The sequence below is a fragment of the Nonomuraea sp. NPDC049624 genome, from assembly GCF_040675255.1.
In the GTDB taxonomy this organism is placed as follows: Bacteria; Actinomycetota; Actinomycetes; order Streptosporangiales; family Streptosporangiaceae; genus Nonomuraea.
This window is the reverse complement of the sequence record NZ_JBFAOR010000005.1, coordinates 657,414-682,743: the sequence shown is the minus strand read 5'-3', so window position 1 is coordinate 682,743 and position 25,330 is coordinate 657,414. Positions and strand designations below refer to the sequence as shown.

Below are 25,330 nucleotides of genomic sequence, written 5' to 3'. Positions count from 1 at the left end.
TTCTCCAGTCGCACGGTTCGCGTCCCGGTCAGCCGGTTCGCGTCCCGGTCACGGGGTGGGATGGTGCACGCCCGATCAGCGGGTGTGCCGCTCGATTTCCGCGCGGATCTCGCGCAGGTGGTGCCGGACCGCGGGGGCGCCGTCGCGCGCCAGGTCCCGCACCCAGCCGGAGTGACCGTCCCGCAGCTCGCGCCTGATCAGCGTGAGCGTCTGCTCGTGCGCCCCGGCCTCCAGGCGCAGCCACGCCCGGTCGAACCGGTGACCGGAACGGCGGGCGAGCACCGCGTCCAGGCCGTCGCGCTGGGCGGCGCTCGGCGCGTCAGGAAGGCTGACGCGCAGCCGGTGCGCGACCTCGCGCAGCCGGGCGTCGAGCTCACGATGGTCACGGATCAGCCGCCAGGCGATCTCCCGCACGTCCTTGTCGTGCGACCTGCGGAGCGCGGCCTTCCCGGCCGCGATCTCGGCGAGATTGCCGCGGTGCGCCTGCCGCAGGTACGCCCGGTCCCGAGCCGAGGCGTGGAACGCCTGGACGGACGGGGCGGCTGCGGCGCCGGGCGCGGCCACCGGCCGGACGGTGGTGGCGGCCTGGGCCGCGGCGGGTGCCGTGGCGGACACGGTCAACGCCAGCACGGCCGCGATTCCCGCGGGTGCTAAGTGGCTCCGTGCTGTTCTCATGGGTCCCTCCCTTCAATGGGACCCGTGCCCGCTGCCCCATCCGGTCGGGAGTATTCGTGTCAATTGGGCGGATCGAAACGGCCGTCCACGGCGGTCCAGCCGCCGTCCACGTACAACACCGAGCCCGTCACGAAGCTCGCCGCGTCGCCGGCCAGGTAGACCACCGCGCCCGCCATCTCGGGCGCGGTGGCCCACCGGCCGAGGGCGCTCTTGGCGGCGTACGCGGCGTACCAGTCGGGGTTGTCCTTGATCTGCCTGGTCAGCGGGGTCTCGACCACGCCGGGCGCGACCGCGTTGACGCGCACGCCGTGCGGGCCGAACTCGGCCGCCGCCGTCCGCAGCAACTGCACCAGCCCCGCCTTCGTGGCCGCGTAGACGCCCTGCCCCGGCTCGGTCACCGACGCCCGGATCGACGCGAACCCGATGATCGACCCGCGCCCGCGCCGCACCATCCCGGCGCCGAACGCCCGCACCACGTCGAACGAGGCCCGCAGGTTCAGCCCCACCACCCGGTCGAACTCCTCGCCGGAGTAGTCGAGCAGCCGCTTGCGCACGTTCGTCGCCGCCGTGAACACCAGCACGTCGGCCGGCTCCTCCGCGGCGGCCGCCCGGACGGCGTCGGCGTCCAGCACGTCGAGCAGCCGGGCCGTGCCCCCGCATCCGGCGGCGGTCTCCTGCGCGGCGGCCAGGTCCCGGTCCGCGCACACCACGGACGCCCCATGCGCGGCCAGGGCGAACGCCGACTCCCTGCCGATCCCGCTGCCGGCCCCGATCACCACGGCCCGCCGCCCGTCGAGGCGGAACAGCGCGTCATATCCCGTCATGCTGAGAAACACTAGCGACTGGTCAGACCAGTACACCAGGTTCTCCCGCTCCCGACCGCCCGCCCCGCGCCGGGCCGCCCGGGCCAGCCGCCCCGAGCCGGCCGCCCGGGATCCCGGCGTGTGGAGGCGTACGGCAGCAGGCCCGAAACTGTCGGCGGCGCCTGCCAGGATGCGACCCATGACGACCATCGCCGGCTTCTGGGACGCCGCAGCCGACTCCTTCGACGACGAGGCCGACCACGGGCTCCGCGACCCCGAGGTCAGGGCCGCCTGGGCGGCACGACTGGCCGAATGGGTGCCCGCCGGGCCGCTCGACGTGCTCGACCTGGGCTGCGGCACGGGCTCGTTGTCGTTGCTGCTGACCGTCCAGGGCCATCGCCTGACCGCCGTCGACCTGGCTCCGCGCATGGTCGAACGCGCCCGGGCCAAGCTGGCCGCCACCGGCGCCACGGTGCTGACGGGAGACGCGGCCGACCCGCCCGTCGGCGACCGCCGCTTCGACGTCGTGCTGGCCCGCCACCTGCTGTGGACCATCCCCGATCCGGCGGCGGCGCTGGCCCGCTGGGTGTCGCTGCTGCGCCCCGGCGGCCGGCTGGTGCTGGTGGAGGGCCGCTGGCAGACCTCCGGCGAGCAGTCCGACTACGTGCCGGGTGAGCACTTCCCGTGGATGGGCGGCGTCACCGCCGACAACCTGACCACGGCCCTCCGCCCCCTGGTCGGCGACCTCCGGGTGCATCCCCTGCCCGACCCGGCCCTGTGGGGCAAGGAGATCACCGACGAGCGCTACGCGGTGGTGGCCACGCTCTGAGAACACAGGCCCCCGGCATCTCTGAGCACAGGGCCGGTGCGGCGGCCGTACGATGGGCCCTTTCATCGGGGGAAAGGGCGGGCGCGGTGGTGGGCAGGACGTTCGAGATCGCCGGTGAGCTGCGAGTACGACGCCTCGGCTACGGCACCGCCCAGCTCACCGGCCCCGGCTACTGGGGCCCGCGCCTGACGCCCGGCGACGCGGTCGCGCTGCTGCGCCTGGCCGTCGACCGCGGCGTCACGCTCATCGACACCGCCGACAACTACGGCCCGGACATCGCCGAGGAGCTGATCGCCCAGGCCCTCCATCCGTACCCCGGCGACCTCGTGCTGGCCACCAAGGGCGGCGTGATCCGCACCGGGCCGGACAGGTGGCACGCCGCCGGACGCCCCGAGGATCTGCGCGCCATGTGCGAGGCGAGCCTGCGCCGTCTGCGCACCGACACCGTCGACCTGTACCAGCTCCACCGCATCGACCCGGCTGTGCCGCTCGCCGACCAGTTCGGCACGCTGGCCGAACTGCGCGAAGAGGGCAAGATCCGGCACATCGGACTCGACACCGTCACCCTGGAGCAGCTCGACGAGGCGCTGACCGTCCTGCGGCCGGCGTCGGTGCAGAACCGGTTCAACGTGCTGGACCGGGAGTCGGAGCCGGTGCTGGCGCGGTGCGAGGGACTGGGCATCGCGTTCCTGCCGTGGTTCCCCCTCGGGAACGGCTCCCTCGCCGCGGGGGCCGGTACGGGGACGGTGATCGAACGGGTGGCCGCCCGGCACGGCGCGACGTGCGGGCAGGTGGCGCTGGCGTGGCTGCTGCATCGCTCCCCGGTCCTCCTGCCCACGCCCGGCACCGGCTCGGCCGCCCACCTTGAGGAGAACCTGGCCGCCGCCGACCTCACCCTGACCGACGAGGACACGCGCACCCTGGACGCCCTCACGCCCTGATCCGCCGCGCCGACGAACTCCCGCCCGCTCGCCAAGCCTCGACCAGGCCCCTCCGCTCCTTCCTGCTCCTCCGCCCTCCGCCGCCATCGGCCGCCCTCCGCTGCCATCGGCCGCCCTCCGCCGCTACGAGTGCAGGACCCGGCGGCGCTCGGGGCCCGCCCTGAACGCGTTCAAAAGACAGGAGTAGGGTCGGCAGAGTGAAGACCGTGATTCCCGGAGGAACCGGGCAGGTCGGCGAGATTCTCCGCCGGGCACTGACCTCCGCCGGCCACGAGGTCGTGGTGCTGACCCGCAGGCCGTCCCGGAAGGGCGAGGTCGCCTGGGACGGCGAGACCCTGGGCGCGTGGGCGCGCGAGATCGACGGCAGCGACCTCGTGGTCAACCTGGCCGGGCGGAGCGTGAACTGCCGTTACACCCCCGCCAACCTGCGGGCCATGATGGACTCGCGGGTGCGCTCCACCCAAGCCGTCGGACGGGCGATCGCCGCCGCCGCACGTCCGCCCCGGGTCTGGCTGCAGATGAGCACCGCCACCGTCTACGCACACCGCTTCGACGCCCCCAACGACGAGGCGACCGGCCTGATCGGCGGCGAGGAGCCCGGCGTCCCGGGTTACTGGCGCTACAGCGTCGAGATCGCCAAGGCATGGGAGCGGGAGCAGGAGCGGGCCGAGACCCCGCACACGCGCAAGGTCGCCCTGCGCACCGCCATGGTGATGAGCCCCGACCGCGGCGGCGTCTTCGACGTGCTGCTGCGCATGACCCGGCTCGGCCTCGGGGGGCCGCTGGCGGGCGGCGCCCAGTACGTGTCCTGGATCCACGACCGCGACCTCGTCCGCGCGGTCGAGTTCCTGGCCGGGCGGGACGACCTGAGCGGACCGGTCAACCTGGCCGCGCCCGAGCCGCTGCCGCAGGCCGCGTTCATGCGGACGCTGCGGTCCGTCCGGGGCGTGCCGGTGGGCCTGCCCGCGACGCGGTGGATGGCCGAGCTCGGCGCGTACGCGCTGCGGTCCGACACCGAGCTGCTGCTCAAGAGCCGCCGGGTCGTCCCGGGGCGGTTGCTGGAGGCGGGTTTCGCCTTCGAGTACCCGCGGTGGCGGCCGGCCGCCGAGGACCTCGTCCGGAGGGTGCGTCGCGGGAGGTGAGCGCGCCGGACGCCGCGCGGCGGCGGGCGAGCATCCTTGCGCGAATATCGTAAGGTGCCTTACGGTTTCCCTCATGATCAATTACAGCGAGATGGAGGACAGGCTGGGCGTGCCCATCGGGGTCGAGGAGGCGCGGTCCCGCTGGGGGGCACTGGTGGGCGCGGCGGGTGAGGGGCAGATCACGCTGATCACGCGGGAGCGCTGGGAGTGGGCCGCGCTGGTGCCGCTGTCCAAGGTCCCCGGAATGCTGACCGGTTTGCCCGTGGTGTCGTTGTCCACGGCCAAGGCCAAGCTGGGGGAGCTCGTCCGGCAGGTCTCGGAGCCGTACGACGACAGCCCCGTCCTCCTTGCCCGGCACCGGACGCCGGTCGCCGCGCTGATCGCGGCCACCCGCCTGCTCGGCCCCGGCTCCGCCGAGTGGGCGGCGCCGCAGCGGGCGGCCGACGTGGAGGCGCTGCTGCGCGACGGCTGCACGGTCACCCTGAGCCGTCATCCGACCGGGTCCGGCGTGATCGCCGTCGCACGTGACGGCGACGGCGGCGAAGTGGCCGTCGGCACCGGTGACACCGTCGAACAGGCCCTCCGCACCCTAGGCTGACCCTTCCCCACCGGAGGCGCCGACCCCGCCCCCTCCGACCCCGCCCCCTCCGACCCCGCCCCCTCCGCTTCCGGCCCTTCCGCCCTCGCATGCCGACGCACGGATGTGCGAACGGACCTGCGAACGGACCGGCGAACGGCTGCGGGAACGGCCGCCAGAACCGGCAGAGGGTGCGGGCTGAGTGGGGGGCCGGTGGGGCGGCTGCTCGCCGTCGCGCCTACCTGCGCCTCGCGCCCGCACCCCCACCCGCGCTTTCGCCTGTGGCCGTACGTTTCTCGGCCTGGATCTTGACAATCGGTCGGGCGGACTCTTTCCTAGAGGGGGATTCTAGAAAGAGTGGGCGCATGAACGTTCAGTCGGTCCGGTGTGACTGAGTCCGAGGCCGTCGCAGTGGTGCCCGCCGCCGGGGCGGCGACGGAGGACGAAGCCGCGCAGTTGCGGTACGCCTGGCGGGCCGTCTCGGTCACCAGCCTCGGCATGTTCCTGACCGGGCTCAACTCCAGCTCGCTCAACGTCGCCCTGCCCGCCGTCGTCGCGCACTTCCACGTCGGCGCCTTCCTGGCCAGTTGGGTGCTGCTCGCCTACATGCTGGTCAGCTCGGTCGGGCTGGTGGTGTTCGGGCGGGTGGCCGACCTGTTCGGCAGGCGCGGCACGTACTTGCTGGGGTTCGTGGTGTTCACCGTCGCGAGCCTGGCGGCCGGGTTCGCGCCCTCGATCGAGGTGCTGCTGGCGGCCCGGGTCGCCCAGGCGTGCGGCTCGGCCATGATCCTTGCCAACAGCTCGGCCATCCTGGCCGGCGCCTTCCCGCCGGCCCGGCTGGGCCGTGGCATGGCCGTCTACATGGCCATCATCTCCGTGGCGGGGCTCGTGGGGCCGTCGTTCGGCGGGTTCCTGGCCGGCGCGGCGGGCTGGCGGTGGATCTTCTGGTTCAACGTGCCCGTCGGGGTCGCGGCCATCGTCTGGGGCGCGGTCACTCTCCGCCCGGTGCCGAGAGGCCCGCGCGAGCGGCTGGACGTGCCGGGGATCGTCCTGTTGTTCACCTGGCTGAGCGGCCTGCTGCTGGCTCTGTCGCAGGGCAGCTCGCTCGGCTGGCTGAGCCCGTGGGTGGTGGCGGGCGGGGTGGCGTTCGCGGCGGCGGCCCCGGTGTTCGCGCTGGTCCAGTGGCGCAGCCGGACGCCGCTGCTCGACCTGCGGCTGTTCGGCGACCGCGGCTTCGCGCTGGCGAACCTGGCCGCCGTGCTCAACTCGCTCGGGCAGTTCTCGATCGTGCTGGTCATCTCGCTGTTCCTGCAGTCCACCCGGCAGTTCGAGCCTGCGCAGGCCGGGCTCGCCGTGCTGCCCGTCTCGGCCGCCTCGGCCCTGACCTCGCTGGTCGCCGGGGGGTTGACCGGACGCTTCCACCCGCGCACGGTGGCGGTGGCCGGCTCGGCGGTGAGCGCGGCGGGCATGGCGGTCATGCTGGCCGCGCTGGACCCGTCCGTGCCCTACGTCTGGCTCGGGACGGCGCTCGGGCTCGTGGGCGCGGGCAGCGGGCTGTTCATCACCGCCAACACCACCGCGATCATGATGGACGCGCCGCAGGACCGGCTCGGTGTGGTCAACGGTGTACGGCTCATGCTGGTCAACGTCTCGACCGTGATCAGCACCGCCATGTCGCTGGCCATCGTCGCCGCGTCCGTGCCGGCCGCCGAGCGGCACCTGGTGTACGCCGCCGACCCCGCCCGGCTGTCCGCCGTGGCGGGTGTGCTGCAGGACGGTTACCGGCTGGCGGTGGGCGTCCTGCTGGTGCTGGCCGTGGCGGCCACCGTGGTCACGGCGGTGAGCCGGACGGGGGCGCGCCGGACGGCGTAATAGCCGGGGGCGTCGGCGGAAACTGGAGTTCCATGTTGCGCCACATTTGACGATGAGTGGGGAAATATGGTCATCTCGTGACCATTGTTTCCGATGGGATGAGTTAGACGGGTTCGGGGGAACGCTTCATGCCGCACGCCCTTCTGCGCGTGCTCGCTTCGACGTCCATCGCGGCCACCGCACTGGCCGGCCCGCCCGCCGCAGCCTCCGGTCATGCCTCGGCTGCGCGCGTCGTCCAGGCGTCGACGGGTGGTCGGGTGATGGCGCGGGAGGTGCCCGCGGTTCCGGAGCCGCCGCCTGCCGTGGTGCGGGTCCCGTCGGGGCCGTCGCCCGCCGTACGGCCCATGGGGAAGGGGCCGGTGGGGCCGGAACGGCTGGAGATCACCACGCCCGCCGGGACGGGTCTCGCCGACGCCGTCGCTGCCCAGGCCGCTCGGCGGCAGGAACGGCAGGGGCTCGGCCGGCGGGCCCCCGACCCCGCCGCCCTCCTGCCCGACACGACCGGCGCCGCCCCGCTGACCCTCCTGCGCCCGCCCCCGTCCGTCACCAGAGCCCTGGACGCCCTGCGCCTGGCCACCCGCCCCCCGCTCCGCCCCCAGGGAGGCCGCGCAATCCGCCCCCAGGGAGGCCGCGCGGCCGGTGGGGCTCTGCCGAGGAGGCAAGGGATGACGTATCGGTTGTGTGTGGTGGGGGTGGAACGGGCGGTGGCGTGTTCGGCGCGCCGGCCCGTCGCCGTGCCGGTCGCCGTGGACGTCACCGGCGACGGCCTCCCGGACCTGGCGGCCGATCTGGTGCCCGCCGCGAACCCCGTGAACGGGGGCATCGGGCTCGGGTTCGCCGTCAGGAGCCTGTCCGGCAAGAGGGTCAGGGCGCTGGTCTGGGCCGAGTACGACGGCAAGGTGACCGTCGGGTTCGACGGCCTGCGCGGCGGCGCCTCGCTGTCGGTGCTCGACCGAGGGACGTTCACCATGGACCCGGACGGCCGGACGGTGAGGGCGAACGTCACCCGCGAGGACCCGGGACCGTCCGCCGTCACCCTGGCGGGGCTGACCGGACGCGCGGCGGTGAGCCTGCGCCAGACCCCCGCCACCGAACGGCTCACCGCCGAGGCCACCCTCAACCCACCAACCCCGTCCGCCACCACCAAGCCCTCCAAGCCGGCCGCCACCACCTCGAAGCCCGCCGAACCGGACGCCACCACCTCCCCGGCGGTCGAACTGAACGTCACCGCCTCCCGTCCGGCCAGGCTGGACACGGTCGCCGTCTCCCCGGGCCGCTACACGCAGGCCGTACTGGACCGCATGCCCACCCGCGCCCACGTGCGCCTGTCCGGCGGACGGATGCGCTTCACCGCCCGCGCCCCGATCGCCCGCGCCGAACTGCACGACCACCTCTACCGCGACGGCCGCCTGGCCACGGCGGCCAGCGCCGAGCTGCGCGAGGTGCCCCGCTCCTTCACCGCCGCACACCTGTCGTCCGGCGGCAGGCAGACCCTGACCGTCGAGTCGTCCGGGCCCGCACGGGCGGGCTCGGCCAAGGTGCTCCACTACGACCGCGCCGCGTCCAGGACGGTGCTGCGCGCCGAGCTGAGCGGTCTGCCGGCCCGAATCCGGTTGGACGCCGACCCGGCCGCGCACCGCGTCACGCAGACGGCCAGCTCGCCGATCGGCCGCATCGCCGCGGTCCTGCAACGCGGCGGCGGCGCGATCTCCAGCCCCGCCGGCGGCCACGTCACCCTGGTCAGGAACGGCGACGCCACCGGGGTGTCGGCGCTGGCCAGGATCAGGACGGACGGCCGGGTGCTCAGGGCCGCCGCCGACGTGACCGGCGTCCCGGCCCGCTTCGAGGCCGCCTGGAAGGGCGGCGTCTACCGTTTCCACGGGCTGTCCGGCCCGGTGGGGGCGGCGGCCCTGGCCGTCGCCAACCACGACGGCGCCACGTCCCCGTACGGCCCGCACCTGGCCGCCCACTACGACCGGGCCGGCGGCGACCTGGACGCGAGCGTGCTGGTCAAGGGCCTGTCGCGGGTCGAGCTCAGCCCGTCCGGCCAGGGGTTCCTGGCCCGGTTCCGCGCCGCCCGGCAGCGCCTTGCCATGGACGCCGACATCGTCCTGGGGGACGTGCGCTTCGGCGTCCTCGGCAGGGTGGGGCCGGTGCCGGGCGACCTGACCGTCGCCGCCACGCCCGAGGGCAGGCTCACCTACTCCGGCTCCCGGCTCGGCGTGACCGCCCGCGCCTGGCTCGGCAGGACCGCCGCGCTGGCCCGCATGCGTCCCGCGCCCGCCGTCGAGGGCGGCCTGTCGCTGGTGGACGGCGGCTGCCCGGCCGGGGGCTGCGGGCCGGGCGCATTCTGCACGGCGGGACGCGGCTGCTACGGCCTGCAGGGCTACCTCGACGTCACCGGCCTGCCCGGCGAGGTGACGATCGACCCGGCGGGCGGCACGTTCGCCTTCTCCGGGTTCGCGCCCAGGCGCCGGACCCTCGCCCTCCACCTGGACAGCAGCGTGCTCGCGCCGGTCCCGATCAGGGCGCGGGCCACGCTGACCCGGCTGCCGCCGAGGATCACCCGGTTGTCCCTGGGCCCGCTGGACGCCGGGCACGTCGCCTACCGCGTCGAGCCGCCGGCCACGCTCGGCGCGCTCGACGTGCGGGCCGAGGCGGGCGGGCTGCGCGGCCACGTCGCCCTCGGCCCGGTGCCGGCCGCCGTGGACGTGCGGGGCACGTACGGGGCCAGGACCCGGATCCGGGTACGGAACTCCGCGCCGGTCGACCGCCTGACCGCCGAGGTCACCCTGCCCGGCCGGGGCAGCGGCGGGCTGCGGCTGAGCGACGTCCCGGCGGTGCTCGGCCTGGACGCCGACGCCTCCGCCGCCGGGCTCAGCGTCCCCGCCCTCACCTACCGGGGCGGCACGAGCACCCTGGACGGCCGGCTGGCCGTGGACGGCCGTCTGGTGGACCCGTCCGGGCGGCTCGGCGGCGTCTCGCTCGCGGTCGAGGACCTGGCCGCTGACACGACGATCCGCCTCAATCCCGACCAGTCGCTCGACCTGGTCTCGAAACCCGGGCCGACGGCCCGCATCGCCGTGGGCGCCGGGTTGCGCGTGGGCCCGGTCCAGCGGCAGCCGATCGCCGTGTCCAAGGAGGTCCCGTACACCTCGGGGTTCCTCACCTACCAGGTCGGCGGGGACTTCGCGCTCGGCGCGAGCGCGGTGCGGGAGGTGTCGCTGGCGGTCCGGCGGGTGTCCTGGTTGCGGGTACGGCCGGGGCGCATCCCGTTCGGGCTCAAGGCGCCGGCCGCGGCCGGGTTCCTCGCGCCCGGCTTCGAGGGCGCCTACGACCGCCTCCGCCTGGCCGCCAAGGGCGTGGACCTGCGGCCGGACGTCTCCCTGCGGGTCAGGCTGAGCAGGAGGATCGGTCCGGACGCCTTCACCGGCTCCCTGCGGCTCACCCGGGCCACCTCGCTCGCCCTGCGCCGCTACGACCAGCGCATGCGCCGCATCGGCGCCCGCCAGGAGATCGCCGCCGCGGGGATCGGGCTCGCCTGCCTCACCGTGGACGCCAAACCCGGCTTCGCCTCCGGCGGCAGGGGCGGCTCGATCACCCTGCGCGGCTCGGACGGCCCGCAGATGGTGTCCTTCCTCGACCCGGGCGGGCAGGCCCCCGACTACGCGGTGGACCTGCTGACCCACTTCATGTCGCCGTTCCCGGACGCCGGCTGGAAGGTGACGGCGGCCACGGCCGGCTCCTGCGCCCGCCCCGCCCGCCCGGAGCCCCGGGCCCACGACCGCTGAGCCGAGGTCACCACGGGCCCCGGTAGCCGGGCGGGGGCGTGACGCCCTCGTACGCCGGCACCGCCCGGCCCGCCAGGAACGCCCGCAGCGTCGCCAGGTACGCCCCCCGCCCCTCGGCGTAGGCGAGCCCGGCGCCGGGGATCGCCCGCCGGACGTCGGTGGCCGCCGACCAGCTCTCCCCGTCGCACGGCCCCTTGACCACCAGGACGGGAGCCGTCACCCGGGCCAGCCCGTCCCGCATCCCGGGCGGTGACGGCCGGTCCACCAGGCGCGCGTACCCGCCCGAGCCGTCCGACCGGGGCAGGGGCGGCTGCTCGGCGGGCCGGTCCTGCGGGCAGACGGCGGAGGCCTCTGCGCGGGCGTCGAGCTCGGCGTCGCCGGCGAACGCGTGCGCCGCCGCCGGTTCGACCCGCAGCAGCGTGTGGACCGCCAGCATCCTGGGGCTGGGCGGGCCGTCGTCCAGCAGCGTCGCGGCGCGGGCCCGGTCGAGGCCGGCGGGGGAGGCGAGCACCGCCCTGGACACCGCGTCCGGATGGGCGGACAGGTAGGCCGCCGCGAGCCGGGCGCCCTCGCCGCGCGCGACCAGGTTCAGGCGTCGGGCGCCGATCGCCTGCCGCACCTGCTCCAGGTCCGCCACGTCGCGCCCCACCCCGTACGCGGCCGGGTCCGCCAGCCGCGCCGAACGTCCGGAGCCCACCCGGTCGTAGACGTACACCTCGTGGCCGTCGGCGGCCAGCCGCCGGTAGAACGCCGGATCGGCGGCCAGGTCCGCCAGGCCGGCCGCGCCGGACAGGAAGACCACCGGCTCCGGGCGGGTGACCCGCTTCGGCGCGACCCGTGCGTACGCCAGCCGCGACCCCGTCGGCAGCCGCCACTCGCGCTGCCCGGCCACCGGCGACAGGGCCGCGGCCGGCGCCGGCGGCGGGGTCAGCGTCGCGTCCGCGACCCGCCAGACCACCGCCACCTCCACGGCCAGGATCAGCGCGGCCCGTGACCACCGCCCCCAGGTCGCCCGCGGCCGGGGCACGCACAGCAGCAGCCCGAGGTAGAACACCGCGGCGAACACCGCCAGGCCGGTCACCGCGAACATCGCGGGCCGCGCGCCCACCATCGCCGTCCCGGCCAGCGCGGCCAGCCCGGCGACGGGCGACAGCGCGAGCACCGCGGCGCCCGCCACCATCCCGGCGAAAGACCTCACAAAGGGGACGTTAGCCCCCGACGGGGGAGGGGAGCGAGCGGCCCAGGCGGATGCGCACCCGGTCGCCGGTGCGCAGCGTCTCCCGCACGGTCCACACCCGCTCGTCGATGACGGTGCCGTTCGTGGTCATGTATCCGCCGACCCTGAGCACCGGACGTCCCGAGGCGTCGCCGAGGAGCTGGGCGCGCGACTCGGAGTCGTCGGTGAACAGCACGAGGAAGTCCTCGGCGTCCGCGGGGGCCTCCAGCACCAGGCCGGGGTAGAGATGGGAGGAGGGAACCTCGATCACGTATTCGATCACGCGACCTCCCCTACCCCGTACGCGGCCTTTCAGCTTCCGCCGGCGGAGGATAGCGCTTACCTGGGCTGATGAGGTGAAATATCAGGGTTGCCTACAGCTTGGAGTCCCCCGTGTCCTTGTTCGACCTCCCGATCGAGCAGTTGCGCGCCTACCTCCCCGACCGCGACGAACCCGCCGACTTCGACGACTTCTGGTCCCGTACGCTGGCCGAGGCCGAGGCGTTCGACCCGGCCGCCGAGTTCGTGCCCTACGACCTGCCGCTGAGCGGCGTCGACGTCTACGACGTGTCGTTCGCCGGGTGGGGCGGTCACCGGATCGGCGGCTGGTTCATCCTGCCGCGCGGCGTGCGGGAGCCGGTGCCGTGCGTGATGCACTACATCGGTTACGGCGGCGGGCGCGGGTTCCCGAAGGACCACCTGCTGTGGCCCGCGGCCGGCTACGCGGTGTTCGTGATGGAGACCCGGGGACACGGCGGCGCGAGCCCCACCAGCCCCGGCACGACCGGCGACCCGCACGGCAGCGCCAATGTCCAGGCGCCGGGCATGATGACGCGCGGCATCCTCGACCCCGAGGACTACTACTACCGGCGCGTGTTCACCGACGCGGCCAGGGCGGTCGACGTGGCCGCGGCCCATCCGGCGGTGGACGCCGGGCGCATCGTGGTCTCCGGCGGCAGCCAGGGCGGCGCGATCGCGCAGGCCACGGCCGCCCTGCGCCCGTCGGTGCGGGCCGCGCTGGTGGACGTGCCGTTCCTGACGCACTTCCGGCGGGCTGTGGAGATCACCGACCGGGATCCGTACCAGGAGCTGGTGCGCTTCCTGGCCTCCCGCCGGGAAGGCGCCGACCAGGTGTTCCGCACGCTGTCGTACTTCGACGGCGTCAACTTCGCCGCCCGCGGCCGGGTGCCCGCGCTGTACTCGGTCGCGCTCATGGACTACGTCTGCCCGCCCTCCACGGTCTTCGCCGCCTACAACCACTGGCAGGGGCCGAAGGAGATCACCGTCTGGCCCTGGAACGGGCACGAGGGCGGGTCCGGCTACCAGGCCGAGGAGCAGGTCCGCTACCTGCACAAGCTCCTGGCCGGCTGACCCGGGTGCGGGGCCGCCGTACCGGCGTGATCACCGGTACGGCGGCTGCCCGTCACACCGCCTGCGGGGTCACCATGAACGACACGCTCCCCTGCGCGTCGGCCCCGGCGTCGAGGGACTTGTCGTCCAGCACGGTCGCGGCCACGGGATCGAGGTAGACCCGCGCACCCTCGGTCTCCACCACCTCGTCGGCCGGCTCAGGGGCCGTGGCCAGGGAGAGGGTGAGCGAGTTCGCGCCCTCGCCCTGGGACGAGATGCGGATCCCGCCCTGGGCGGGTTCCGGCGCGGACGCGGTCAGGTCGCGGATCGCCTGGGCTGCGTTGGCTGTCAGGGTGAGCACTACGGCTCCTCCAAACGGTCGACGTACAGAAGTTGCCTGCCATTCCCCTCATCCCGGAGCCCAACCCTCCTTGGCGTTTTCTTTACCGCGAATCCCCGGCCGGTGGACAATCGCGGCATGGACGCCGTCCGGCTGAGGCAGGCCATGGTCGCGGGCCTGCGCGAGCGCCAGGAGATCGCCGACGACGTGGCGGACGTGCTGCTCGCGGTGCCGCGCCACCTGTTCCTGCCCGGCGTCGACCCCCGCACCGCCTACCGCGACGTGCCGATCGTCACCCGGCGGGACGAGCACGGGCTGCCGGTCAGCTCGTCGTCGCAGCCGTCCGTCATGGCGACCATGCTCGGGCAGCTCGGTGTCGAGCCCGGCCATCGGGTGCTGGAGATCGGCGCGGGCACCGGCTACAACGCGGCGCTGCTGGCGCGCCTGGCCGGGCCCGAGGGGCGGGTGGTGAGCCTCGACCTCGACGCCGGCGTCGTGCGGGACGCCCGGCGCAACCTGGCGGTCGCCGGGTTCACGCAGGTCGAGGTGGTGTGCGCGGACGGGGTCGAGGGGTTCGCCGGGGCGGCGCCGTTCGACCGGGTGATCGCCACCGTCGGCGTGTGGGACCTGGCTCCCGCCTGGCTCGACCAGCTCGCGCCGGGCGGGCGGCTGGTGGTGCCGCTCGACCTGGGCGGGGTGCAGGTCTCGGTGGCGCTGGAACGTACGGGCGGCCATTGGGCCGGACGTACGGTGGCGCCCTGCGGGTTCATGCGCCTGCGGGGGCCGTCCGCCGGGCCGGAGTCGGTGGTCGTGCTGCGCCGCGACCCCGACCTGTGGCTGGCGCTCCCGGTGGCGCGCGAGCTGGGAGACCTCGTGACCGCCCTGGAAACCGCCCCGACGAACGTCGCCGTCACCTTGCCCGACCCACTCCCGCAACCGCCCACGACGGCGGACCCGACGGCAGGACGGGACCCGCTCACGACGACAAGCCCGCCAGCGGGACGGGACCCGCTCGCGGAGGCGGGCACGCCAGCGGGACGGGATCCGCTCGCGGAGGCGGGCGCTGACGTGGCGTTGTGGCTGGCGCTGCACGAGCCGCGCTGGTGCATGCTCGGCGGCAACCGGCACGGCGGCTACGGCGGCACCTTCGGCCTCACCGACGGCTCCGCCATCGCCGTACTCGCCTCCAGCGCCTCCCACGCCCCCGGCCCGTCCGGGCGGAACCCCGGCGCCGCCGATCCGGCGGCCGCGGCGGGTGGTCCTGGGCGCGCCGAACTGGTGGCCGAAGGGTACGGGCCGGGCGGCACGGCGCTGGCCGAGGAGCTGGCGGCGCACGTCACGGCATGGGCCGCCGCGGGCCGCCCCCGCACCACCGACCTACGCCTCACCGCCTACCGCAACCCCGCCCCGGACAGCCCCGCCCCGGAAAGCCTCGCCTTCGACGGGCCCGTGGCCGGGGGCCGGGCCGTCCGGGGCCGGGGACGGGAGTTCGTCATCGTGAAGCGGCACACCACGCTGGTGCTGGGGCTCGGTTAGACGCCCCACTTCCCGTCGAGCATGAGGTCGCGCCCGGCGAGCTCGTTGACCTCGCGCCACGCCTGCACCAGCACCGGCGTGACCCAGAAGTACGTGTACGGGCCACGCGACACCCGCGGGTCGAACCCGGTCTTCACCGCGAACGCGTCGCCGACGTCGCCGGGGATCGTGGCGGCCGGCTGCGCGGTCACGGTGCCGTGGACGAGGACGACGTCCCTGGTCAGGCCCAGGCCGAGGCGCACGGTGCCGCCGTCGAGCAGGTTGCGGGCCGTGGGTGTGGCGTCGGCGGTGGAGAGCAGGAGCCGGTGCCCGTCCCACAGGAACGACAGCGGCGTCATGTACGGGCCGCCGTCGCCCGCCGTGGCCACCCAGACGTCGACGTCGTGTTCGAGCCGGTCGAGCGTGTCCCGCTTGCGCTGCTCCGGTGATCGGGCCGGTGGCGTCATCCTTCTCCTCGCACTTCTCGGCGGCCGGGTCGGCCGCGGCACGTCCGTCAACATGATGACGGCTCCCGGCGGCGGCCCGCGACTCCGGTCCAGGGGTGCGACGCGGCGCGCCTGAGGGGGAAGTCGTGAGCGCGTGGTTACTCTCTGTGTCGGAGAAGTGTCACCATGTCATAGGAAACCTCATGCGTACTCGTCTGACCATGCTGCTGGCCGCCGCGGCCGTCGTCGCCCTGTCCGGGTGCGGCGAAAGCGCCACCACCAACACCGCGGGGCTGGCGCCGCGGACCGACGCTCAGCCGTCCGAGCAGGACAGGACCTGGATGGCGGCCATCCACCAGGGGAACCTGGCCGAGATCGAGGCGGGCCGCCTGGCCGAGAAGAAGGGCGCCACCGACCAGGTCAAGTCGATCGGCCGGATGCTCGTCGACGACCACACCCAGTTCGACAAGAAGGTGACCGAGACCGCGAGCCAGCTCGCCATCCAGCTGCCCGCCGCGCCGAACTCCGCCCAGGCCGCCCTGGCCAAGCGCCTGCAGGACGCCAAGGGCAAGGAGTTCGACAAGGAGTTCGTCGTCGGCATGGTCAAGGCCCACAAGACGGCGATCGAGGCCACCAAGGAGGAGATCTCCAAGGGCTCCTCGCCGGCGGTGGTGGCGCTGGCCAAGTCCGCGTCCCCGACGCTGCAGGAGCACCTCAAGGCGCTGAAGAAGGCGCAGGAAGACTACTGACGGGGGCGTCGGCGATGCCCGACGGCGCGGGCGCTCCGCCCGCGCTCGACTCTTTCGCCCGCGTCGCGGCGCGCGTGCTGGCCGGGCTCCGGCACGGCCGCGCGCTGCACCGGCGCGGGCTGCTCCTGGCGGGCACGCTGACGGTCGAGGCGGCGCCGCTGGGGGAGCCGGGTGAGCACGAGGTGCGGGCCCGGCTGTCCAAGGGGCTGTCCCTGCCGGGCCGGCTGCCCGACGTGCTGGGGCTGGCCGTGCGCCTGCCGAACGGGGTGGACCTGCTGCTGTCCACCGGCGCGGGTCCTGTGCCGGTGCCGCGCCGCACCTTCACGTCGGGGCCGTACTCCAGCCTCACGGCGTACGTGTACGGAACCGGCCTGTACCGGCTGGTCGCCCGGCCGGAGGGGGAGCGCGTGCCCGCCGATCCCGCGCTGCTGTCCGGCGCGCTGGCCCGCGGCCCGCTGCTGTTCCACCTGTGGGCGGGCGGTCGCTACCTGGCCCGCCTGCGCCTGCACACCGCGCTGCCCGGCGAGGACCTGACCTTCGACCCCGTGCTCAACAGCGCCCCCTGCCTGCGTCCGGCCGGATGGACGGCCAGGCTGCGGCGGGCCGCCTACGCGGGCTCCCGGGAGGGCCGCGGCGTGCCTCCGCCGTAGGCCTGTCCATGGCAAAGACTGGCCGACCCATGTGTGCAAATGCGACTCTCTGGGGTATTTGTCCTTTTTGAACCAGGACGAACAATCGGGGGGATCGTCGTGGCTATGCAAACAGAGATCCGGAGCCTGCTCGAGTGCCATGTGATCGGGTCGGACGGACAGTCGATCGGCAAGGTGGGCCAGGTCTACCTCAGTGACCGCACCGGCGAGCCGGAGTGGGTGACCGTGCGCACGGGGTTCTTCGGCATGAAGCAGACCTTCGTGCCGCTGGCCAACGCCCGCCGTTCCGGGGACGAGATCAGGGTCCCCTTCGACAAGGAGATGATCAAGGGCGCGCCCAACATCGACGTGGACGGCCGCCTGTCGCTGGAGGAGGAGGCCGAGCTCTACCGGTACTACGGCATGCAGCCGTCCACCATCCCGTCCCAGCGCTCGCCCGCCGCGGGGGAGCGGCAGGCCGAGCGGGCCACCGGAGAGCCCCGGGCGGCCGGGGAACGCGGCATGCGTCCGGGCATGACCGGCCAGCCGCCGACCGGCCAGACCGGCGCGACGGGTCGGCCGGGCCCGATGCGCGGCCGGGACGTGGGCGACCGCGACATGGACATGACCGCGTCGGAGGAGCAGCTCCACATCGGCAAGGAGAGCCGCGAGAGCGGGCACGTCCGGCTGCGCAAGTACGTCGAGACCGAGAACGTCCAGGAACGGGTGCCGCTCGCGCACGAGGAGGTCGTGATCGAGCGCGAGCCCATCAGGGACGGCGAGCCCGGCACGTACGAGATCGGCGAGGACGAGCAGCAGATCACCCTGCACGAGGAGCGGCCGGTGATCGGCAAGGAGACCAGGCCGGTCGAGCACATCCGCGTGCACAAGGAGCGCGTCGAGCGTGAGGAGACCGTCGAGGGCCAGGTCAGGAGAGAACACCTGGAGGTCGACGAGGACAGCGAGGCGCGCGAGCACACCCGCAACCGCGGCGACGACCTCCCGCCCAAGCGGTAGGAGGCCACGCCCGGTCCCGCGCGGGGGCGCCCACGCGCCCCCGCCTCACCACATCCACCTCCAGAACCCGTCCCGCGGTCAGCGCGAGCTCTCGGGTTGACCGGCGTTCAGGGGAACCGACTCCTGGCCGGCGTTCGGGGAAACAGGCCCCTGGCCGGTGTCCGGGGGGACCGACCAGCTGGGGCGGGCGTTCAGGGTGGCCGGCTCGAAGCCCGCGAGCTGCTTGTAGTGCAGCGCGATCTTCTCCAGCGTGTCCCTGGGGATGACCTCCTCGATGTCGGCGAACCCGTCGGGGGCGCGTTCGTGCACCAGCCTCAGGACGACCTCGGGCCCGTCCTCGCGGTTGGCCAGCACGATCCGGTTCGTGACCGGCCGCCGCCGGCTCTCGTAGAACTCAAGGCCCTGGCCGGTGGCCAGCGCGTGGGCCAGCACGCGGGCGTCGATGACGGCCTGCGTGCCGCCGTTGGACCCGGTCGGGTACATCGGGTGCGCGGCGTCGCCCATCAGCGTCACCGTGCCCGACGACCAGTACGGCAACGGGTCGCGGTCCACCAGCGGGTACTCGTACGCCTTGTCGGCCGAGGCGATGAGACCGGGGATGTCGAGGGCGTCGGAGCGCACGTCGGCCACGTGGTGCAGGAACTTGCCGATCTCCACCTCCCGGTTCCAGTCGCCCCTCGGGACGGTCTCGGGGGCCCGGTGCTGGATGGCCCAGTTGACGAGCTGCGTGCCGTCCGGGTCCGGCGGCGCGATCGGGTAGATGACGATCTTCTGGGTGCCGTCGCCTGCCATGATCATGGATCGGCCGGTCAGGAACGGCCGGGCGCGCGACGTGCCGCGCCACAACACGTGACCGCCCCACAACGGCTCGCCCTCGCCGGGGAACAGCGCGGCCCGGACGCCGGAGCGGATGCCGTCGGCGCCGACGAGCAGGTCGGCGTCGTGGTCGAGGCCGGTGACGGGGGAGCCGGTCACCACGGCGTCCGGGCCGAGCCGCTCGCGTACGGCGTCGAGGAGCAGGAGTTGCAGCCGGCCGCGGTGGATCGAGTACTGGGGCCAGGCGTGGCCCGCGGCCCGGCCGCGCGGCTCGGTCCAGATGCGCTGCCCGCGCCGGGTGACGAAGGTCAGGTCGGCAGTCTCGACGCCGACGCGGGCCAGCCGGTCGCCCAGGCCGAGCTCGATGAGCTCGCGCACGGCGTGCGGCAGCAGGTTGATGCCCACGCCGAGCGGCCGGATCTCCTTGACGGCCTCGTGCACGGTCACGTCCGTGATGCCGGCCGCGTGCAGGCTGAGGGCGGCGGTGAGCCCGGCGATGCCCGCCCCGGCGATGACCACCCGCCGCGGACGCCGTCCCGCGAGGCCCGTCATGAGGAGCCGCCGGGAAGGAGCAGGGCCGAGACGTCGAACGGCGCCTCCAGGTACCCGTTGCCCTTGAACTCCAGCATGACGTCGGCCACCCGCTGCAACCGGGCCTTCTCGACGGTGGTGGAGTAGCCGCCCAGCGTCATCAGGTCGGCCGTCGCCTTGTCGATCTTCGTGTACTTGAGCAGCGCGGCCTTGGCCTGGGCCGGGTCGGCGATCGCCAGGTCCACCGCCTTGCGCAGGCCGCGCTGGAAGGCGGCCACCGTGCGCGGATTGTCGGCGGCGAAGCCCTCGGTGGTCAGGTAGCCGGCCATCGGGAAGTCGGCGGTCGCGCCGGTGAACAGGTCCGACAGGCTGCGCGCCCCGCTGGTGGCGGCCGCGGTCTGCCAGAACGGCTCGGGCAGCACGGCGGCGTCCACGTCGCCGTTGGCCAGGGCGCCGGCCATCTGCGGGAAGGGCCGTTCGACGAAGGTGATGTCGGCGGGCGCCACGCCGGCGGGCTTGAGCAGCGCGCTCACGGCCAGGGTGGCGACGTTGCCGAGGGTGTTGACGCCGACCTTCCTGCCCTTGAGGTCGGCCAGCCTTGTGACGGGCGAGTCCTTGCGCGTCATGAGGACGAAGTTGCCGGGCTTGGCCGCGTAGGCGTCGCCGACGACCTTCAACCGGCCCACGCCGCGCGCGGCGGCCAGGATCGCCGAGACATAGTTGCTGTGCAGGACGTCGAGCTTGCCGCTGATCAGGTCGGGCATCGCGGCGGCCCCGCCCTGGATCACGACGGGCTTGACGGTCAGCCCCTCCGCCGCGAAGAACCCCTTGTCGATGGCGATCTGCACGGGCGCGACCTCGGGAAGGGCCAGCATGCCGAGGTTCAGCACGGCCTTCTCCGGCCCGCCGGGCGACGGCCGGGGATCCGACCCGCCGCATCCGGTCATCGCCAGGGCGAGGGCGACCGCCGCGAGTAACAGACGCATGAAAACGCTCCCAGAGAGTCGAGTTCGCGAACAAAAGCGTGCCGGGGAAAAGGAACAGCCGTCCGGCAATCTTCCGCATTCCCGGGCGGCTTCATTCGGTCGCGCCATAATGCGCCACCAACCGGCGTTCCAGAACCAGGAAAACCTGATTGAGCAGATAACCCAGAACGCCGAGCACGGTGACGGCCGCCCACATGCCCGGCAGGTCGAAGGAACGCTGCGCGGCGCGCAACCGGAAACCGACGCCGTCGGTGGCGAAGAACTCGGCGATCACCATGAGGATGAGCGCGAGCGACAGGCTGAGCCGCAGCCCGGCCAGGATCTTCGGGGCCGCTGCGGGCAGCACGACCCGCAGCAGGCACTGCCCGGCCGACAGCCTGAAGACCCGCGCGGTGTCGAGGTGGAGCCGGTCCACGTTGCGGGCGCCGTCGGCGGCGTTGACCAGCACCGGCCAGACGATGCCGCACGCGATGGCCGCGACCTGCATGAGCGTGCCGGTCGAGAACAGCGCCAGGAACACCGGCAGCAGCGCGGGCGGCGGCAGCGCCCGGCAGAACTGCACCGCCGGGTCCACGAACCTGGACAGCAGCGGCGAACGGCCCATGGCGACCCCGGCCGCCACGCCCGCGACGCCGGCCAGCACCCAGCCGGTCAGCAGCCGGCCCAGGCTGTGGGAGAGGTCGTCCAGGGCCGTCCGGCTGATCCACAGCTCGCGCAGGCGCAGCGCGATCGTGGACGGCGGCGGGAAGTAGGGGTTGCCCGCCGCCCTGGTGGCCAGCTCCCAGAGGGCCACGACGACGGGCACGGCCCACAGCCGGGCCACGGACCTGATCATCGTGCCGCTCCCGTCAGCGTCGTGTGCCAGCGCAGCAGCCGGCGGAAGGCGTGGGCGAGCAGCGCGTTGGTGAGCAGGCCGAGCGCGCCGGCCCACAGGGTGGCGGCGATGGTCAGCCGCAGGCCGTCCGGGCTGCTCTCGGCCACGATGATGAAGTGGCCGATGCCGCCGGCGCCGGCCAGCAGCTCGGTGCTGACGGCCAGGATCAGGGCGATCGCCGCGGCCACCCGCACGCCGGTCGCCACGAAGGGGGCCGCGCTCGGCAGGCTGACCCGCCACAGGACGGCCCGCGGGCCGAAGCCGAAGGCCCGCATCGTCTCCTTGGCCAGCGGGTCGACCTCGCGCAGCCCGTACATGGTGTTGAGCAGGACGGGCCAGGTGGCGGCGTACACGATCATCGCGACCTCGGTCTCCAGCCGGCCGGTGAAGACGAACGCGGCCAGCGGGATGAGCGCCACCGAGGGGATGGGCCGCAGGAACTCCAGCACGGGACGCAGGGCCCGCTCGACCGGCGGCAGGCTGCCCAGCAGCAGCCCGGCGGGCACGGCCACCGCCACGGCGGTCAGCAGCCCGAGCGCCCACGCGCCGCAGGTGGCCAGCACGTCGGCCAGGAACGCGCGGTCGGCGGCGAGCCCGGCGGCGGTGGCCAGGACCGTCGAGGCGAGCGGCAGCTCCAGCTGGGAGACGAGCCCGAGGCGGCCGGCCGCCTCGGCGGCGCACAGCAGCGCGACGGTGCCCGTCACGCCGCACACGACGGCGTTGTCGAAGGGGCGGGAGGGGATCAGGCGCACGGCGACGCCTCGGCGCCGGGGGAATGGGGCGGCAATTTATCGGCTCTCCGGAACATCGGTCCGGCCATTCGTCACCGCGGCAGGCCGGAAGGCGGGCAGAGCGGAACGGAAGTCACAGTAACCGAGCCGCGCCTTTCTGCCCGGCCGGGAAAACTCCGGTCACGAGAAGTCCGCCGGTTCCGGCGTCACTTTCCGTGAACTCCCGCCATTTCGGCCCGCCGGATAATGCGCATTTTCCGGCCGGGTTCAGCGTCCGTAGAGTTCGAGTTCGTTGAGCATGCTGCAGGAGTCGCCGATCTCGGCGTCGCAGTCGTCCGCCGGCTCGGTGACGATCATGACGTGCGCGCCGGTGCGGGCCACGGTGTGGTAGCGCATGGCGTAGTCGGTCCGGTCCTCGACCGTGACGACGGGCTCGCCCCAGGAGCGGCCGTCGGCGGAGACGTACACGCGGGCGCCGGCCGGGTACCCGGGGCGCAGGCTGAGGCCGATCCGGTTGATCGCGTACGGGCGGTCGAGGTGCAGGACGTACCGGCCGGGGCCGGCGGCGACGGCGCTGGACCAGTAGTCGGTGCTGCCGTCGAAGGCGGCCGCCGGGCCGGTGCGCGGCCGGCCGGGGCGGGTCCACCGCAGGTCGGTCTCGACCTTGAGCGCGCCGCGGCGGTACAGGGCGGCCAGGTCGAGCAGGTCGGGGCCGGGGGGCGTGACGGTGAACAGCCGGCGCTTGATCGCGTACCAGCCGCCGTTCTCGAACTTGCCGTGGGCCGGGCAGGCCGTCTCGTTGAGCAGCCCGTCGGGGCGCACCCCGGGCAGCTTGCAGTTGTCGAACACCTGGATCAGCCGGTGCGGGCCCACCGCGGCCACGGCGGTGTAACCCGAGGAGCCGTGCACGTCCCGCACGCCGTCGCTGTTGCGGTACGTCACCGTCTGCTGCCGCCACTCCTCGCCGATCCCGTCGGGGGCGATGGCCAGCCAGTTGTGCGGACGCCCGGCGCTGAGCACGAGCACGCCGTCCGGCATCAGCAGCAGCCGCGGCGCCACGCCGCGCACCAGGCAATCCTGGCCGTCGATGCGCAGCGGCCGGACCGGCGACCAGGTGCGGCCGCCGTCGGAGGAGCGGCTCTGGTGCAGCGTGGAGGGCGGCTCGCCGTCCCGGCGCAGCACCGCCAGCAGGGAGCCGTCGAGCGTCTGGGCCAGGGCGGCCTCGTTGTAGACGAACGGGCCCTGGGGCGGCGCGATCACGCCGCGCCTGGCGAACGTGCGGCCGCCGTCGTCGCTGGCGAACACCTCCGGCTGGTAGGACTCGGTGTCGCCCTGGCGGATGTAGGCCGTGAACAGGATCGTGCCGTCGGCGAGCTGGATCGGCAGGCCGTGCGCGGCCCCCCCGGAGGCGGCGGCGTCGGGGGAGGAGACCGTGGCGTCCCAGCGCACCCAGCTCTCGTCACGGGCCGAGGCGGAGGCCGAGGCGGCGGACAGCACGCCCAGCTTGGCGGCGCCCGGCCCGGAGCGCCGCAGGTAGTACTCCAGGGCCAGCAGCCGGCCGTCGCGCAGCTCGATCGGCGCCTCCCGCAGCGGCGTGGGGTTGCTCGGGCCGAACGTGACGCCGCCGTCGTCGGAGGTCGCCGACTCGCTGGAGAGGGTGACGACCTTGTCCACGTTGGTGGCGTAGGTGACCAGCAGCTTCCTGACCGGAGCGCCGTCGCGGCCCACCGTGTCCAGCGCCGCCACGCTCGGGAACCCGGCGAAGTCGAGCCGCTGCTCCGACGACGGCTCGCGCTCGGCCGGCGTCGGGTACGGGTAAATCCACCGCGGTGAGACATCAGTGTCGATCAGGTAAGGCCCCTCCGGAACCGACTTGCCGGTGAACTCCGGCAGACGGCAGAACGTCTCGCCGGCGTGCGTGACCCCATGGGCCGCGGGCAGCCCGGCGGCCAGGAACACCGCCGCCAGCGCGGCTCTGGGCATCGCCACCGGGGACTCCTTCCTCTCGTGGCCGCTCGCGGGCGGCCGCCTCGCGACGGGCGAGGCCATGCCTTGTCTCTGCCCCCTCCGGCCCCTTGTTTCACCTGCGTCCCAGGGTTGCCAACCGTGGATCCGATAGGTATTCGTTAAGTGTCAGTTGACAGCGACGGGCCGCGACCCGAGGATCAGAGCTGCAGGATTAAGTGTCAATTTACGCAGGAGGGACCTTCGGGTCTGGAGGTGGCCTCAGATGAGCATCGAGCCCAGGGCGCGAGTCGCCCCCGAGCGCGTGCCGCCGGTCTGGGCGGCGGACCCGGCGCCGGTGGCGCCGGAGACGGCGGCGCAGCAGAAGGTCGTCCAGCGCATCTGCGCCAGGGTGGCCCCCGAAGGGGTCGAGGTCGGCGTCGGCGAGCTGCCTCCCGGCGGCCTGCAGGTGTGGATCGACGCCCCCGTCCACGTCGACCCCCGCGAGGCCTGGGTGCTCCACCACCGCATGGCCCGCGAGGTCAGCCTCGTCGGCTGGCACTGCGAGGCCGACAGCGACCGGCTGCTGGTGCTCGGCTGGAGCGCCGCCTGCCTGCACAACCGCATCAGGCTGCTGCAGAGCGGGCTGAAGCGCCTGTCCGACTTCGAGCACACCGCGCAGCGGGCCGTGCAACTGGAGGGCGAGGACCCGCGCGGCCGCACCGCGGCCGACGTCGCCGCCGCGACCCGCGCCGCCGTCGAGCGGCGGCTGCGCTGGCCGGCCCGGCTGGCCGAGCTCGACGGGTTCGACCGCAGCTCCGGCCTGGCCCACCTGCAACTGCTCCTGGCCCAGGTGGTCGGGCTGGAGTCGAAGGTGGCCGCGGCCTGCGAAGAGCACCTGATCATGGCCCGCGCCCTGGCGTGGTCCGTGTGCGAGCACTACGCCGCCCACGGCGACCTGCCCAGGGCGCAGCGCGAGGTGCTGGCCGAGACCCGCCGGTGGGTGCACGCCAGCTCGATCATCCGCGGCGCCGCCGCCGTACGCCCGGCCGGGACGCCCCGTCCGCACATGGGGCTGACCGAGCGCCGGATCGCCGCCAGCGTCATCAACCACGGCGTGCCGAGGGCGACCCCCACGGCCGTCATCCCCCGCTCCGGCCACCAGGAGGGCACGTGACGACCCGCGTGCCGCTCCCCGGACGGCAGCACGCACAACCCGTACGAACCCTGTAGGAGAGCTCCCGTCATGCGAACCCCACCGCATCTGCCCGCGCTCGTCCGGCACGAGTCGTCCGACACCGAACGCACCCGCGCCCGCCGCCACCCCTACGGCCCGCACGACGTGCCCATGCAGGCCGCGCCGCGCGGCTCACTCGACTTCCCCGCCCCCGCCCCCGCCGCCGTCCCGCCCGCGCCCTACGAGGCGTTCACCGAGCAGCGGCTGCGTGAGATCAGGGAGATGTCCACCCAGGCCATCGGCTCCATCGACGACCTCCTCCAGCACACCGCCTGACGTGATATCGCATCCCCCGAGGAGAGCCATGCAGGGACTATCG

General features: G+C 74.1%; 24 protein-coding genes. 13 read left to right on the top strand and 11 right to left on the bottom strand.

The window, feature by feature from the left end:
- Positions 1-75: 75 nt before the first annotated feature.
- Together AB0J76_RS24115 and AB0J76_RS24110 are read right to left on the bottom strand one after the other, a co-directional pair.
- Entirely contained in the window at positions 76-630 is a 555-nt protein-coding gene (locus AB0J76_RS24115) for a DUF4142 domain-containing protein (RefSeq protein WP_364390506.1), read from the bottom strand.
- 104 nt (positions 631-734) lie between these two features.
- Complete coding sequence (locus tag AB0J76_RS24110) at positions 735-1,499, bottom strand: SDR family NAD(P)-dependent oxidoreductase (protein ID WP_352329336.1); 765 nt, start codon at positions 1,497-1,499, stop codon at positions 735-737.
- Between the two features lie 178 nt (positions 1,500-1,677).
- Between AB0J76_RS24110 and AB0J76_RS24105 the strand changes: the two genes are divergently transcribed.
- The 6 genes from AB0J76_RS24105 to AB0J76_RS24080 all read left to right on the top strand — a co-directional run bounded on the left by AB0J76_RS24105 (position 1,678) and on the right by AB0J76_RS24080 (position 10,630).
- On the top strand, positions 1,678-2,307 hold the full coding sequence (locus AB0J76_RS24105) for a class I SAM-dependent methyltransferase (protein ID WP_352329334.1): 630 nt from the start codon (positions 1,678-1,680) through the stop codon (positions 2,305-2,307).
- Between the two features lie 89 nt (positions 2,308-2,396).
- Positions 2,397-3,248, top strand: a complete 852-nt coding sequence (locus tag AB0J76_RS24100) for an aldo/keto reductase (protein WP_352329338.1) — start codon at positions 2,397-2,399, stop codon at positions 3,246-3,248.
- Between the two features lie 197 nt (positions 3,249-3,445).
- Entirely contained in the window at positions 3,446-4,390 is a 945-nt protein-coding gene (locus AB0J76_RS24095) for a TIGR01777 family oxidoreductase (protein ID WP_352329332.1), read from the top strand.
- 73 nt (positions 4,391-4,463) lie between these two features.
- Entirely contained in the window at positions 4,464-4,988 is a 525-nt protein-coding gene (locus AB0J76_RS24090; protein ID WP_352329330.1) for a type II toxin-antitoxin system prevent-host-death family antitoxin, read from the top strand.
- A gap of 366 nt (positions 4,989-5,354) precedes the next feature.
- A complete protein-coding gene (locus AB0J76_RS24085) occupies positions 5,355-6,839 on the top strand; it encodes a DHA2 family efflux MFS transporter permease subunit (RefSeq protein WP_352329329.1) in 1,485 nt (494 codons plus the stop codon).
- Positions 6,840-6,967: 128 nt separating this feature from the next.
- On the top strand, positions 6,968-10,630 hold the full coding sequence (locus AB0J76_RS24080) for a hypothetical protein (protein WP_364390503.1): 3,663 nt from the start codon (positions 6,968-6,970) through the stop codon (positions 10,628-10,630).
- A gap of 7 nt (positions 10,631-10,637) precedes the next feature.
- Here AB0J76_RS24080 and AB0J76_RS24075 read toward each other — a convergent pair whose 3' ends face one another.
- Together AB0J76_RS24075 and AB0J76_RS24070 are read right to left on the bottom strand one after the other, a co-directional pair.
- Positions 10,638-11,828, bottom strand: a complete 1,191-nt coding sequence (locus tag AB0J76_RS24075) for an alpha/beta hydrolase (RefSeq protein ID WP_352327976.1) — start codon at positions 11,826-11,828, stop codon at positions 10,638-10,640.
- Between the two features lie 10 nt (positions 11,829-11,838).
- Positions 11,839-12,129, bottom strand: a complete 291-nt coding sequence (locus AB0J76_RS24070; RefSeq protein WP_352327977.1) for a hypothetical protein — start codon at positions 12,127-12,129, stop codon at positions 11,839-11,841.
- A 110-nt stretch (positions 12,130-12,239) separates the two neighbouring features.
- Between AB0J76_RS24070 and AB0J76_RS24065 the strand changes: the two genes are divergently transcribed.
- Positions 12,240-13,217: an alpha/beta fold hydrolase gene (locus tag AB0J76_RS24065; protein ID WP_352327978.1), complete on the top strand. Its 978-nt coding sequence runs from the start codon at positions 12,240-12,242 to the stop codon at positions 13,215-13,217.
- Positions 13,218-13,269: 52 nt separating this feature from the next.
- On the opposite strand, the gene AB0J76_RS24060 is transcribed toward AB0J76_RS24065, so the two are convergent.
- Positions 13,270-13,557, bottom strand: a complete 288-nt coding sequence (locus AB0J76_RS24060; protein ID WP_352327979.1) for an iron-sulfur cluster biosynthesis family protein — start codon at positions 13,555-13,557, stop codon at positions 13,270-13,272.
- A 117-nt stretch (positions 13,558-13,674) separates the two neighbouring features.
- On the opposite strand from AB0J76_RS24060, the gene AB0J76_RS24055 reads away from it, so the two are divergent.
- Positions 13,675-15,072: a methyltransferase domain-containing protein gene (locus tag AB0J76_RS24055; RefSeq protein WP_352327980.1), complete on the top strand. Its 1,398-nt coding sequence runs from the start codon at positions 13,675-13,677 to the stop codon at positions 15,070-15,072.
- Here AB0J76_RS24055 and AB0J76_RS24050 read toward each other — a convergent pair.
- A complete protein-coding gene (locus tag AB0J76_RS24050; RefSeq protein ID WP_352327981.1) occupies positions 15,069-15,518 on the bottom strand; it encodes a pyridoxamine 5'-phosphate oxidase family protein in 450 nt (149 codons plus the stop codon). The genes AB0J76_RS24055 and AB0J76_RS24050 overlap by 4 nt on opposite strands.
- 182 nt (positions 15,519-15,700) lie before the next feature.
- Here AB0J76_RS24050 and AB0J76_RS24045 point away from each other — a divergent pair, with 182 nt between their 5' ends.
- From AB0J76_RS24045 to AB0J76_RS24035, 3 genes are all read left to right on the top strand, one after another.
- The gene (locus AB0J76_RS24045) at positions 15,701-16,246 is read left to right on the top strand and encodes a DUF4142 domain-containing protein (RefSeq protein ID WP_352327982.1); all 546 of its coding nucleotides are present in this window, start codon (positions 15,701-15,703) and stop codon (positions 16,244-16,246) included.
- A 14-nt stretch (positions 16,247-16,260) separates the two neighbouring features.
- Positions 16,261-16,896, top strand: coding sequence for a hypothetical protein (locus AB0J76_RS24040; protein ID WP_352327983.1), 636 nt, complete (start codon positions 16,261-16,263; stop codon positions 16,894-16,896).
- 105 nt (positions 16,897-17,001) lie between these two features.
- Positions 17,002-17,892, top strand: coding sequence for a PRC and DUF2382 domain-containing protein (locus AB0J76_RS24035; protein WP_364390499.1), 891 nt, complete (start codon positions 17,002-17,004; stop codon positions 17,890-17,892).
- A 78-nt stretch (positions 17,893-17,970) separates the two neighbouring features.
- On the opposite strand, the gene AB0J76_RS24030 is transcribed toward AB0J76_RS24035, so the two are convergent.
- The 5 genes from AB0J76_RS24030 to AB0J76_RS24010 all read right to left on the bottom strand — a co-directional run bounded on the left by AB0J76_RS24030 (position 17,971) and on the right by AB0J76_RS24010 (position 23,813).
- Positions 17,971-19,260: a flavin-dependent oxidoreductase gene (locus AB0J76_RS24030; protein WP_352329421.1), complete on the bottom strand. Its 1,290-nt coding sequence runs from the start codon at positions 19,258-19,260 to the stop codon at positions 17,971-17,973.
- Positions 19,257-20,225, bottom strand: a complete 969-nt coding sequence (locus AB0J76_RS24025; RefSeq protein WP_352329423.1) for an ABC transporter substrate-binding protein — start codon at positions 20,223-20,225, stop codon at positions 19,257-19,259. The genes AB0J76_RS24030 and AB0J76_RS24025 overlap by 4 nt, the downstream gene beginning before the upstream one ends.
- A 91-nt stretch (positions 20,226-20,316) precedes the next feature.
- On the bottom strand, positions 20,317-21,060 hold the full coding sequence (locus AB0J76_RS24020; protein ID WP_352329425.1) for an ABC transporter permease: 744 nt from the start codon (positions 21,058-21,060) through the stop codon (positions 20,317-20,319).
- Positions 21,057-21,851, bottom strand: coding sequence for an ABC transporter permease subunit (locus AB0J76_RS24015; protein WP_352329427.1), 795 nt, complete (start codon positions 21,849-21,851; stop codon positions 21,057-21,059). Before AB0J76_RS24015 ends, AB0J76_RS24020 begins: the two co-directional genes overlap by 4 nt.
- Positions 21,852-22,097: 246 nt before the next feature.
- Complete coding sequence (locus AB0J76_RS24010) at positions 22,098-23,813, bottom strand: exo-alpha-sialidase (RefSeq protein ID WP_352329431.1); 1,716 nt, start codon at positions 23,811-23,813, stop codon at positions 22,098-22,100.
- A 247-nt stretch (positions 23,814-24,060) separates the two neighbouring features.
- Here AB0J76_RS24010 and AB0J76_RS24005 point away from each other — a divergent pair, with 247 nt between their 5' ends.
- Positions 24,061-24,951: a hypothetical protein gene (locus tag AB0J76_RS24005; protein ID WP_364390495.1), complete on the top strand. Its 891-nt coding sequence runs from the start codon at positions 24,061-24,063 to the stop codon at positions 24,949-24,951.
- Positions 24,952-25,020: 69 nt separating this feature from the next.
- The gene (locus AB0J76_RS24000) at positions 25,021-25,287 is read left to right on the top strand and encodes a hypothetical protein (RefSeq protein ID WP_352328234.1); all 267 of its coding nucleotides are present in this window, start codon (positions 25,021-25,023) and stop codon (positions 25,285-25,287) included.
- Positions 25,288-25,330 lie beyond the last annotated feature (43 nt).

Excerpts from the sequence above, each read along its gene's own strand:
- AB0J76_RS24110 (WP_352329336.1), bottom strand. The coding sequence starts at position 1,499 with ATGACGGGATATGACGCGCTGTTCCGCCTCGACGGGCGGCGGGCCGTG.
- AB0J76_RS24105 (WP_352329334.1), top strand. The coding sequence starts at position 1,678 with ATGACGACCATCGCCGGCTTCTGGGACGCCGCAGCCGACTCCTTCGAC.
- AB0J76_RS24090 (WP_352329330.1), top strand. The coding sequence starts at position 4,464 with ATGATCAATTACAGCGAGATGGAGGACAGGCTGGGCGTGCCCATCGGG.
- AB0J76_RS24080 (WP_364390503.1), top strand. The coding sequence starts at position 6,968 with ATGCCGCACGCCCTTCTGCGCGTGCTCGCTTCGACGTCCATCGCGGCC.
- AB0J76_RS24055 (WP_352327980.1), top strand. The coding sequence starts at position 13,675 with ATGGACGCCGTCCGGCTGAGGCAGGCCATGGTCGCGGGCCTGCGCGAG.
- AB0J76_RS24050 (WP_352327981.1), bottom strand. The coding sequence starts at position 15,518 with ATGACGCCACCGGCCCGATCACCGGAGCAGCGCAAGCGGGACACGCTC.
- AB0J76_RS24045 (WP_352327982.1), top strand. The coding sequence starts at position 15,701 with ATGCGTACTCGTCTGACCATGCTGCTGGCCGCCGCGGCCGTCGTCGCC.
- AB0J76_RS24040 (WP_352327983.1), top strand. The coding sequence starts at position 16,261 with ATGCCCGACGGCGCGGGCGCTCCGCCCGCGCTCGACTCTTTCGCCCGC.
- AB0J76_RS24035 (WP_364390499.1), top strand. The coding sequence starts at position 17,002 with ATGCAAACAGAGATCCGGAGCCTGCTCGAGTGCCATGTGATCGGGTCG.
- AB0J76_RS24030 (WP_352329421.1), bottom strand. The coding sequence starts at position 19,260 with ATGACGGGCCTCGCGGGACGGCGTCCGCGGCGGGTGGTCATCGCCGGG.
- AB0J76_RS24025 (WP_352329423.1), bottom strand. The coding sequence starts at position 20,225 with ATGCGTCTGTTACTCGCGGCGGTCGCCCTCGCCCTGGCGATGACCGGA.
- AB0J76_RS24020 (WP_352329425.1), bottom strand. The coding sequence starts at position 21,060 with ATGATCAGGTCCGTGGCCCGGCTGTGGGCCGTGCCCGTCGTCGTGGCC.
- AB0J76_RS24010 (WP_352329431.1), bottom strand. The coding sequence starts at position 23,813 with ATGCCCAGAGCCGCGCTGGCGGCGGTGTTCCTGGCCGCCGGGCTGCCC.
- AB0J76_RS24005 (WP_364390495.1), top strand. The coding sequence starts at position 24,061 with ATGAGCATCGAGCCCAGGGCGCGAGTCGCCCCCGAGCGCGTGCCGCCG.
- AB0J76_RS24000 (WP_352328234.1), top strand. The coding sequence starts at position 25,021 with ATGCGAACCCCACCGCATCTGCCCGCGCTCGTCCGGCACGAGTCGTCC.